Source organism: Candidatus Liberimonas magnetica, assembly GCA_020523885.1.
Taxonomy (GTDB): domain Bacteria; phylum Elusimicrobiota; class Endomicrobiia; order Endomicrobiales; family JAFGIL01; genus Liberimonas; species Liberimonas magnetica.
On sequence record JAJAPY010000026.1, the window covers coordinates 16493 to 27055 of the forward strand.

Consider the following 10563-nt stretch of genomic DNA (forward strand, 5'->3'; position numbering starts at 1 on the left):
GATCATTTTCCGTGTTTTTTTGCTTTTCTCTTCTCTTTAAGATGTTCTTTATAGCCTACCGAAAAAGAATGAGTTCCCGATCCTCTTGCTACAAAATACAGGTCCGTTGAATCTGCAGGGTATAAAGCCGCATTTATCGAACCTAGGCCGGGGTTGCAGATCGGGCCTGGGGGGAGCCCGTAATGCTTGTACGTATTATAAGGCGAATCTATTTTTAGGTCATCATAGGTAAGTTTATCTTTGTGTATCCCCATGGCATATAGGACAGTCGCGCAGGATTCCAGGTACATATATTTTTTTAGGCGGTTATGGAAAACAGCGGAAATGACCGGCCTCTCGGCTTCAAGCGCAGCCTCTTTTTCTATTATAGAGGCCAGTATTATAATGTTTTTTTCATTCATGTATTTCATGCTGTTTGCGCGCTTTCTCATATCACTGCTAAAATGAACGTTGAATTGTTCAAGCATTTTATTGACCAATTTTTGCTCGGGAATATTACGTTCAAGATAATATGTTTCCGGAAATAAATAACCTTCCAGGTTCTCATCTTTCGTGAGTTTAATAAATTTATCTTTATCTGCTATGCCAAGTTCTGAAAGCTTATCGGCGATCTGCCTACACGTAAACCCCTCAGGTATCGTTACTTTAATATATTTTGATTTTCCTTTCTCAAGCATAGCTATAACCTTGAAAATACTGTCCCTGGGAGATATCTCATAGGTCCCTGATTTTAACTGTTTTATGCTGCGGGTTATTTTTGCGGTTAAAAGAAACATCTTTGAAGAATTAATAACTCCGGCTTGTTTTAGTTTTATTGAAATGTCGTAAGCTGATGATCCGGGCGGAATATAGACCAGGACAGGTTTAGAAGACAATTTCATCCACCAGGTGAGGCTTCCAATTATATAAAGCACTGCCAGGCTTAAGAGCAGGTATTTAATAAATCTTCCATGCATAAATATAGTTATCTCCATTTTTTAAGGGGGTTTTATAATTAACCTTTAAGGCCAGTTTTCCCGGGTCATCAGGGGGTTTGAAGGATACTAGGACCCGGTACGGATTAAGTTTTTGCCATTCCCACTCAGTTATGTTCTTTTCAGCCTTTTGAGTTTTAAGAACGTTCATGTTTTTTTCAAAGGTATACCAGCCGTCCCAATCAAAACCATTTGCTATTTCGTTATAGGCAAAACCCTGCTTTACAAGCATTTCCCCTGCCTGCCATTTTGCCCTGTTCCAGGAGAAATAATCTTTTGAACCAACAACTGTATAAATACAAATTAACCCTAAAATACAGGAGCAGGCGGTAATGTTTATTTTGCTATTTTTATAAAGCTCTATATACGGTATAATCCCGAAAGGCATTAGTAACATCGTATACCTGTCAAAAAACTTGTATCTTAAGGCAGAAACAATGAATTGTACAAGGAAAATGCAAATAAAGAACGTTGATTTTTGGGTTGATCTGATATTCTTCATTACATTATACAAAAATGATAAAAAAGACACGATGCCGGCGAAGGTTAAAATGTTCCAAAACCAATCATACGCAAAAATACCCTGCGATTTATATGACATGTTGTGGGCGGTAACAGTCCCCAACCCATACTTGTTTATTGCATTTTCAAAATAGGGGAACGCCCCGTGTGACAAGACAAATAACAGCATAAAAAGTGCGCTAAGCAATAAGACTGACTGTTTTCCGATCCCCATTTTATTATTGGATGAATTGTTTTTGTTTGATAAAATTATTGCAATTGAAAAAGGTAGAACGAAAAGCCCCAAATATACCGTTGACCCTAATATCCTAGGGATGAACTGGTCAAACCCTAACATCAGGTCCTGCCCGGTTTTATAGGCCCAGGTCAGCCCATGTATATTTTGAAGCCAGTATCTGTGAGCTATTGCAGTAATTATCGGTATTAAAGATATCTTGATAAGTTTTTTTAAATTAATGCTCTTAATTAAAAATAAATATAAGATTACTGAAAAGGGTAATAAAATACCGAGCTGCCTTATTAAGTATGCAAACGCTGCAAACATAGATCCGATAATAAAGAACTCTTCTTTATTTTCGGAAATGCTTGAATAATAAAAGTATATACTTATAAAACTAATAGCCAAATAAGTAACATCGGTCATAAAAGTCAAAGAAAGTATAAACCAGAGCGGATTAAAAAGAAGGGTTAAGGCTCCGAGGAATGAGAGTTTTTTATTGTTGCTGATTTTATCCAAAATAAAGTAAAAAAACAGGATGCCGATACAGCTTAAAACTATGGTAGACAACCTTAAAATCTGAAAATCAAATTTCCCGAAGATCTTGCACCAGAGCCAGCCCCAATAGACGTGAAAGACTATGCTGGGCGCAACCCAATCCGAGAGTTTAATGATCCCCTTATCAAACAAGTGCCTTACAGAATAAGAATATACCCAGTCGTCATTTAAAGGGAAATTGCCCTTTGGAGAAACTGCAAGTATCGTCACTCCAAAAACAATGAGCAATAAGAAAGGGTATAAATACTTTTTTAAACCCGTCATTTTTGTTTTTGATTGCGCCTGTCCAGATATGTTTGAAGGATAATGCAGGCTGCTATCTTGTCTTTGATTTGTTTTCGCTTATCATTTGAAAGTTTTGCTTCATTTATCAAGATATTGTCTGCTTCATGCGAAGTAAGCCTCTCATCACAAAACTCTACAGCTATCTTTATTTCCTGAGATAGTCTGTTTGCAAAATCCTTTATCTCTTTGCACAGTATACCGGGTGTATCATTCATGTTCATCGGCAAACCAAGGATTATTTTATCAACTTCTTTATTTAAAACAATATCTTTTATTTTTTCTATGTCATCTTTCAGGGATTTTCTGCTTATTACCAGAAGAGGCTGGACAGTTATTCCAAGAGGGTCACTTAAGGCAAGCCCGATTCTTTTTGTCCCATAATCAATACCGAGCAATCTCATATTTTTCAAACGAACATACCTCAAATATCAATTATTTATCCAGTGATGCTCTTCCGGCTGAAACCGGAGGCTTCTTTAATAACGCAGCCTACTGCGACATCATTTTGCATTGCCTACTCCGCCGTAGTAGCCTTTATGGCTACGAAGGCCGGGCATCCTCCGACAGAAGTCGGAGGTTTTCATGTCGCATGTAATAAACATTTTCAACGCTTTTAAAGTTATGCTTTAACCACTCTCTCGTTTGGCCCAGTCTGGTAGCTATCCGCCATAGGTTCAGTGGCGGATGTCCAGCTGAGGGCAGGTTATTCATTTAAGCCAGGCAATCTCATTTTTATAATGACAGTTATTCAGTTGAGAGAGCGTTACAAAATAGTATCCTTTATCTTTGAGTTCTTTTATTATTTTTGGCAGCGCTTTTACCGTAGCTTCCATACCCGAATGCAGTATGATAACACCGCCGTCCGTTGCCTGAGACAAGACTCTCTCTCTTACAATATTGGGATCAGTCTGTTCATGATCTTTCGGAAAATCCGTCCAGAGAGCCATTTTTAAATCCAAGGTTTTTCCTATTTGAAGTGTTTGTCCATTATATTGGCCGCCAGGAGGCCTATAATATAGACTATCCTGATTAGTCATATTTTTTATAATCGCTTTTGTTAATAGCAACTCATTTTTCACTTGTGCATTTGTAAGATGTTTCAAATTAGGGTGGGTCATGGTGTGGCTTTCAATTTCATGGCCGGAATTGGAAATTAATTTTAGCAGCTCAGGATATTTCACAGCCTGTTCTCCCACAATAAAAAATGTGGCTTTAGCATCCTCTTTTTTCAACGCCGAAAGCAATTGTTGTGTAAATTTAGGGTGCGGCCCGTCATCGAATGTGACAGCTATTTTATACGGGTATCTTTGCATGGGTGGGAAGGCATTTTCCTGGTCTTTGGACGAAATGGCAAAACTTCCTGTCAGTAAAAAAATAATTATCGCAAGAATTATTTCATAACGGTAAACAACTAAATGCAGATTGATTTTATACATTTATATTCCGGCCCTTCAGGATGAAGTATGCTTTGCATCAAGTCTATACTTTTGACTTCAAACGAACCTATTTCTGCTTTTGCTTTTTCGTTTTCAGTGACCAGTTTAATTAAACCCGCTTTATTTTTTTCCGATTTGAATCTTCCCAGAGTTAAATGCGATGTAAAAACCCTTTTTTCTTTAGGGTAACCCAAAACTTCCAGGTTTTCTTCAAGTTCTTTCGCTATTAAATCAAGCTTCTCTTTCCCTTCGTTTACCCCAACCCACACAACCCTGGGACGGTGAATATTCGGAAAAACCCCTGTCCCGGAAAACGCTGCCCTAAAAGGCTTTAAGCCTGCGATACTTGCTGAAATACACCCTAATATATCTTCTAGAGCGTCTTGCTGTGTTTCGCCCAAGAACTTAAGGGTAAGATGAAATTTATCTTTATTTACCCATTTAACATCTGCCAGAGCTTTTTTGAACTTGCTTTGCAGAAATAAAATGTCCTCTTTGAGCTTTTCAGGTATATTTAGGGCAATAAATAACCTCATAAGTCCCTTCGGGAACTTGATTACACAGATAAGAACTCAGATTATGACTTCCTTAATTTTTATTAAGTGAAATCCCTTTAGGGACACAGATTTCATAAGTGGTTGCTGTAATCTGTGTAATCTTTTAGAAATCCATGTAATCAAGCCTATGATTTTCAAATCCTAGACTATAAACCCGTTTTAACCTTCAAGCCTGAATCGCTTAACAGTTGCCTTCTCAACAGATCCAAAGCCTGATTTGCCGTACGCTGTCTTACTTCGACCCTGTTTCCGCTAAACTGATATTTGTACGCTTCCTTGATAGTGGGCCCGCATAAACCTATATAAACTAGACCCACAGGTTTTTCCTGCGTGCCGCCGCCCGGACCCGCTAAGCCTGTTACGGAAAGCGTGTAATCCGCTAAAGAGATGCTTCTTATGCCTTCAGCCATTTCAACTGCAACCTGGGCCGATACCGCGCCGTATTTCTCTATTGTTTCCTTATTAACACCCAGTATCTTTACTTTTGAATCGTTGGAATAGGCAACAACCCCTTCTTTGAAATAAAGCGAACTGCCTGCAATATTCGTTATCCTGTGCGACACTACTCCTCCGGTGCAGGATTCCGCTAGGGCAAGAGATTTTTTATTTTTGCTTAAGAGTTCGCCCACTACGCTTTCAAGGTTTTTTTTGTCTTCTCCGAAAATATTTATGCCTAAAATATCATAAAATTCATTTTTCAGATTAGTGAGCGTCTCTTCTACAAGCATTTCATTTTTTCCTGAAACTACAACTCCTATATCTATGATCATCTGATGAGCAAGTATCGAGAACTCTACCCCGCTGTCCCGGCCTGCCTCAAGCTTTGTTTCAGCTTCTATTATGGGTGCTATCTTCTCATCAACTTCTGATTCAGCCAGCCCGCACAGGTGCAATGTAAACTTTTTTCTAAACCCGGTTTCATATTTTTTAAGGAACGGAAATACCGTTTTTTCAAACATAGGCTGGATTTCTTTTGGAGGGCCGGGAAGCAGTATTATTATCTTTTTGCTTTTGTTTTTTTCAAACGCCAGGATCTGCCCCGGTGCTGTCCCCAGCAAATTCGGGATAACTTCCGCTCCTTCAATAATATAAGCCTGGCGTTCATTGTTTTTCGGCATTTCTATTTTTCTTTCCAGAAAATACCTGGCTATGGAACTTAATAGCTCTCTTTTTAAAGTAAGGGGCCTGTCTAAGACCCTGGAAACAGCTTCCCTGGTCAGATCGTCAAAAGTAGGGCCAAGCCCGCCTGTTGCAATAATTATCTGGCTTCTTTTTATCGCATTTTCAAATACAGCTGAAATGTCTTCTATTTTATCCCCTACAGAAGTTTCGTAGGCAAGACCCAGTCCAATGGAGCCGAGTTTCTCTCCCAGATAACTCACGTTGGTATTTATCTTTCCGCTTAGAAGCTCTGAGCCGATAGATATCAATTCTGTTTTCACCTGTAAATGCACCTCTTAATTTGTGTTAAATTTATATTATAGTGATTGATAATTCAACGTATTTATTTTTTTTGCGAAGGATGGGTCATTTACATATTCATTGGTGAGGAACAAAGTTCCTCATGACTGTTTCATTTTTAATGGTAAAAACCCGGGTTTTTATCGGCTTCCTGCTGAACGCTTACCTTTATTTCGCCGAAACGGGCTTCATACTTGGTTATATTATCTTTTAGCGCAGCCAAAAACCTTTTTGCATGCCCGGGCGAAGTAACTATCCTTGACCTGACCTTTGCCTTAGGATTCTGAGGCTGTAGAAATATGAAATCTAATATAAACTCATCTTCGGAATGCCCTATCATCGCAAGGTTCGTATATACACCTTGAGCCGTATTTTCATCAATCTCGATTTTTATTTCAGGTTTTTTGACTTCTTCCATATAAACTCCTTTTTTAGTTATTAGTTTTTACTACGAACTCATTACTCTGAACTTTTACATACCTATTGCTTTAAGTATCTGTTTTATATCGGCTTTGACCTTTTTTGGCTCTGCAGCGCATTTTATCGCCCTATCCGGGTCTTTCAGACCGTGGCCTGTTAAAATACATGTGACTTTTAAATCTTCGGTATTTTTAAAAATATGCTTTTTCATGCACTTTATTAAACCCGCAACAGAGGCTGCTGATGCCGGCTCAGCAAAAACTCCTTCGGTATTTGCCAGCAATTTATATGCTTCTATTATCTCTTCGTCAGTGACCATATCAATAACGCCGCGGGACTCATCCCGTGCAGCTACCGCACTTTTCCATGAAGCAGGGTTGCCTATACGTATCGCGGTTGCTATCGTCTCGGGTTTTTCTACGGGGTGGCCTAATACTATCGGGGCAGAACCTGAAGCCTGAAACCCCATCATTTTAGGAAGCCCGGATTTTTTTTTGTCATTATACTCTTTATAACCTCTCCAGTAGGCGGTTATATTGCCGGCATTCCCCACGGGCATGAACTGGTAATCAGGTGCTTTCCCTAAAACATCGCATATTTCAAAAGCCGCGGTTTTCTGCCCCTCTATCCTGTACGGGTTTAGGGAATTTACAAGTGTCAGAGGATAATCCCGGCTTAGTTCAAGCACTATATTTAAGGCAACATCAAAATTACCGTCAATAGAAAGGACATCGGCACCGTGAATAAGCGCCTGCGATAGTTTTCCAAGAGCGATGTTCCCGTGAGGTATCAATACTACGCATTTTATGCCTGCTCTTGCGGCATACGCCGAGGCCGATGCAGAAGTATTTCCTGTAGATGCACATATAACGGCTTTACTTCCGCTTTCGACTGCTTTGGACACCGCCATGGTCATTCCGCGGTCTTTAAAAGAACCTGTAGGGTTCATGCCTTCATATTTAAAGTAAATTTCGCCATAGAAACCGATCCTTTTCCCGAGATTAACGGCTTTTATTAAAGGAGTATTGCCCTCAAGTAGCGTAATTACCGGAGTTTTTTCCGTAACCGGCAGAAACTCTTTATAAGTCTGAATGATCCCTTTATGCTCCATATAAACCTCTTTTCTAAATTTTATTTATCTTAAAAATCGATATGCAGGAGACGCTCCACTGCTTTCTGAAAATCAGGATAAAATGCAAAGTCCTGATTTCAAGCTTTGTTCAAGCTCAAATCAATAAGAGTGATTTTGTTTTTCAGAATATTGTTTTACATTCCTATTACCGGTTTTTGCAGCCCATAATAATTGTATATTTCTTTTTCTCTTTATGTGCTTCGGGACATCATCTTTCAAACACCAGGCCGGTGTATTTTTTATTTTACCGAATTCACATACCGAAATAGCATCGAAACCCATTTCAAAAACCAGCTTTAGGCTTTCTTTAAAATCTTTATTTGTTTCTCCAGGGAACCCTACGATAAAATCAGTGCTGATAAGTATATTTGGACACTTTTTTCTGATAGTTTTTACAAAATCTTTGTAACCATCGATCTTATATTGCCTGTTCATGGCTTTTAAAATTCTGTCACTCCCGGATTGGACCGGCAGAGAAATATAATCTATCCTTCCTGATTCAAGTATTTTCATGAGTCCGCTGCCCATTTCTTTTATCCATTTTGGATTCAAGCGCCATAAAGCGATCTTGTACTCGCCTTTTAGCTTGATAATTTCGTTTAATAAATCAACCAGATTTGTTTCTAGGTCTTTGCCGTACGCCCACAGGTCTCCACCAGTCAAACCAAGCTTCTTATGACCTTGCTCAAGAGCATAAGCGAATTCTTTTACTATTTCATTTTTCGGCAAGCTCTTAAGCTTTGGAAAAACCTTTTTTATTCCGCAATAACTGCAACTGCTTAGACAGCCGGAAGCTGCATTGATATTATAGGTTTTCCTTCCCGCATAATCAGTTGTCAGTTGCCTGCTGGTAACAGAAGCTATGGATTTATCAGCGTCTATGAGTTTGTCCAGTAATATAAGTGAATCAGAGTCAATAATAATTCCGTCAAAATTGTCGATAAGGCGTGTTCTATTTATTTTCAGCAAGCATCCAAAAACCACGAATATCGCGTCTTTTTTTTTCACTTTCTGAAATTGAGCGATTATATCGAAACACTTATCCTCGTTCTCTTTAATGAACGCACAGGTATTGAACAAAATTATATCGGCTTTTTCAGCTTTTTTGGAAGGGGACCAGCCATTAACTTTAAAAAACAATTCTACCTTTTTTGTTACTAAATTGCTCGATAAGCAATTATTGGTTAACATAAAGAATTTTTTCATTGAAGGTGTGCACCCTTTGACCAGAGCAGAAATTTACATTTGAAATTTATGATTTAGACTGTTTTTAGTAATTTATATTACAAAAATATCAGGATAAATCAATAATATATTATATTTTTCTCGTCAAAAAGTCAAACCACCTTATTCATAAAGCAGTACTTAAATTTACCTCAATTTATCATGCCATTCTGTCCTGCTTTAAGCTTAATAGGGCAATAATGAATTTTCTTAAAAGAAAATAATTTGACAATTTCATTAATTTAGAATACAATGCTTATCTATTAAACGATCCGGAGTATAATATCCATGAAAAATTATGCCTGTATAATAATATTTATATATTTAAGCTTTATCGGCTTTTTATTTTTAATAAACACGGTATCCTTTGCCCAAGACCTATCAGTAAATATATCTACCAGGGCAAAACCTGTAAATATAACTAACGAACCTTTAACATCTATAAATAATAGCACATCAGAAAGCATTAAAGAAAATCCCGTTATAATGCCAAAAAAACCAAAATATGTAAGAGGTATTCATTTAACAGCCTGGCTTGCAGGTTCCGTTAAAGGCAGGGAAAAGATTTTTAAATTGCTTGAAGAAACAGAACTTAATACCGTGGTCATTGACATTAAAGAAATGCAGGGAGAAGTATATATCCCCGGGGTTAAATCTTTCAGTAAGGAATCAACCTTTACTTTTGCTATCCCTAATATTGAGGACTATCTGGCTGAATTACATAAAAGAGGCATATACACAATTGCAAGAATTGTAGTGTTCAAAGACAACCTCTTACCCAGGAAAATGCCGGAACTTGGCGTAAAAAACAAAATAACAGGAGACCTCTGGCAAGACCGGGCCGGTGTAACATGGCTGGATCCTTTCAACAAGGAAGCCTGGAATTATAACATTGATATCGCAAAACGGGCCAAAGAACTCGGATTTGATGAGGTACAGTTTGATTATATTCGATTCCCGTCCGATGGCAATACAAAAAATTGTTCTTATAGCAAACAGCACACCTCAACGGCTGCGGTGAGTGCCTTAGACGGCTTTTTAAGATCTGCCTACAAGCAGTTAAAACCCCTGGGATTAAATATCTCGATAGATGTATTCGGGCTTACGACTACAAATATACACGATATGGGTATTGGACAGAAAATCGTTGAAATGTCTGAAAATGTCGATTTTGTCAGCCCTATGGTTTATCCTTCCCATTACAATAAAGGGGAGTACGGGATTCCTGATCCGGACATCGAGCCTTATGATACGGTTTATTTAAGTTTAAGAGGGGCAAAAAGAAGGCTCGGTAATTCTTATGCTAAACTCCGACCATATCTGCAAGATTTTTCTATAAAGCATCGTTATGGAGCAAAGGAAGTTGTTGAACAAATACAAGCGGTATATGATAATGATATCGGAGAATGGCTTTTATGGAATCCGAGTTGCCGTTATACTATAGAAGCGTTAAAAGGAAAAGAGTTTTCCGATAAATTTGAAAAATCAGGAAGGACGGAACCTAAGTTTAGATATGCAGCGTCTGAAACGAACCAGGTAAAGGTTTCAAGTTATACTCTTACCAACTCAACACCGACTGCAAGCTATATAATTACCAATTCAACACCAGCCGCAAATTATTCAGTTATTGATTCAACCCTTCAAATAAAAAACTTTGAAGTTATCGAAACTTCTCCAACAGCGGAACCTATACTTAAATAGCCGTCAACTCTTTAAAACCACGTTCCACCGCGTAGGTGGACTAGGGTTTATCCGGCTGCTTTAAGGGCGGCTAACG

Annotated in this window: 10 protein-coding genes; 1 reads left to right on the plus strand and 9 read right to left on the minus strand. The window is 38.3% G+C overall.

Annotated features, from left to right (window positions below; genetic code table 11):
• Positions 1–2: 2 nt before the first annotated feature.
• The 9 genes from mltG to LHV68_13360 form a co-directional block, all read right to left on the minus strand.
• Positions 3–956 (minus strand): endolytic transglycosylase MltG, encoded by a 954-nt coding sequence (gene mltG, locus LHV68_13320; GenBank protein MCB4792843.1) that lies wholly within the window; start codon positions 954–956, stop codon positions 3–5.
• Positions 937–2535 (minus strand): glycosyltransferase family 39 protein, encoded by a 1599-nt coding sequence (locus tag LHV68_13325; protein ID MCB4792844.1) that lies wholly within the window; start codon positions 2533–2535, stop codon positions 937–939. The genes mltG and LHV68_13325 overlap by 20 nt, the downstream gene beginning before the upstream one ends.
• Positions 2532–2957 (minus strand): Holliday junction resolvase RuvX, encoded by a 426-nt coding sequence (ruvX, locus tag LHV68_13330; GenBank protein MCB4792845.1) that lies wholly within the window; start codon positions 2955–2957, stop codon positions 2532–2534. The genes LHV68_13325 and ruvX overlap by 4 nt, the downstream gene beginning before the upstream one ends.
• 306 nt (positions 2958–3263) lie before the next feature.
• A complete protein-coding gene (locus tag LHV68_13335) occupies positions 3264–3992 on the minus strand; it encodes a polysaccharide deacetylase family protein (protein MCB4792846.1) in 729 nt (242 codons plus the stop codon).
• Complete coding sequence (thpR, locus tag LHV68_13340; protein MCB4792847.1) at positions 3968–4528, minus strand: RNA 2',3'-cyclic phosphodiesterase; 561 nt, start codon at positions 4526–4528, stop codon at positions 3968–3970. The genes LHV68_13335 and thpR overlap by 25 nt, the downstream gene beginning before the upstream one ends.
• Before the next feature lie 167 nt (positions 4529–4695).
• Positions 4696–5991 carry a competence/damage-inducible protein A gene (locus LHV68_13345; protein ID MCB4792848.1) on the minus strand — a complete coding sequence of 432 codons (1296 nt, stop codon included), beginning with the start codon at positions 5989–5991 and terminating at the stop codon, positions 4696–4698.
• 137 nt (positions 5992–6128) lie between these two features.
• On the minus strand, positions 6129–6428 hold the full coding sequence (locus tag LHV68_13350; GenBank protein ID MCB4792849.1) for a DUF3467 domain-containing protein: 300 nt from the start codon (positions 6426–6428) through the stop codon (positions 6129–6131).
• Between the two features lie 54 nt (positions 6429–6482).
• Positions 6483–7541 (minus strand): threonine synthase, encoded by a 1059-nt coding sequence (gene thrC, locus LHV68_13355; GenBank protein ID MCB4792850.1) that lies wholly within the window; start codon positions 7539–7541, stop codon positions 6483–6485.
• Between the two features lie 120 nt (positions 7542–7661).
• Complete coding sequence (locus LHV68_13360) at positions 7662–8768, minus strand: MiaB/RimO family radical SAM methylthiotransferase (GenBank protein ID MCB4792851.1); 1107 nt, start codon at positions 8766–8768, stop codon at positions 7662–7664.
• Positions 8769–9074: 306 nt separating this feature from the next.
• Between LHV68_13360 and LHV68_13365 the strand changes: the two genes are divergently transcribed.
• Positions 9075–10487, plus strand: a complete 1413-nt coding sequence (locus tag LHV68_13365) for a putative glycoside hydrolase (GenBank protein ID MCB4792852.1) — start codon at positions 9075–9077, stop codon at positions 10485–10487.
• The last annotated feature ends 76 nt before the right edge of the window (positions 10488–10563 follow it).

Excerpts from the sequence above, each read along its gene's own strand:
- mltG (MCB4792843.1), bottom strand. The coding sequence starts at position 956 with ATGCATGGAAGATTTATTAAATACCTGCTCTTAAGCCTGGCAGTGCTT.
- LHV68_13325 (MCB4792844.1), bottom strand. The coding sequence starts at position 2,535 with ATGACGGGTTTAAAAAAGTATTTATACCCTTTCTTATTGCTCATTGTT.
- ruvX (MCB4792845.1), bottom strand. The coding sequence starts at position 2,957 with ATGAGATTGCTCGGTATTGATTATGGGACAAAAAGAATCGGGCTTGCC.
- LHV68_13335 (MCB4792846.1), bottom strand. The coding sequence starts at position 3,992 with ATGTATAAAATCAATCTGCATTTAGTTGTTTACCGTTATGAAATAATT.
- thpR (MCB4792847.1), bottom strand. The coding sequence starts at position 4,528 with ATGAGGTTATTTATTGCCCTAAATATACCTGAAAAGCTCAAAGAGGAC.
- LHV68_13350 (MCB4792849.1), bottom strand. The coding sequence starts at position 6,428 with ATGGAAGAAGTCAAAAAACCTGAAATAAAAATCGAGATTGATGAAAAT.
- thrC (MCB4792850.1), bottom strand. The coding sequence starts at position 7,541 with ATGGAGCATAAAGGGATCATTCAGACTTATAAAGAGTTTCTGCCGGTT.
- LHV68_13360 (MCB4792851.1), bottom strand. The coding sequence starts at position 8,768 with ATGAAAAAATTCTTTATGTTAACCAATAATTGCTTATCGAGCAATTTA.
- LHV68_13365 (MCB4792852.1), top strand. The coding sequence starts at position 9,075 with ATGAAAAATTATGCCTGTATAATAATATTTATATATTTAAGCTTTATC.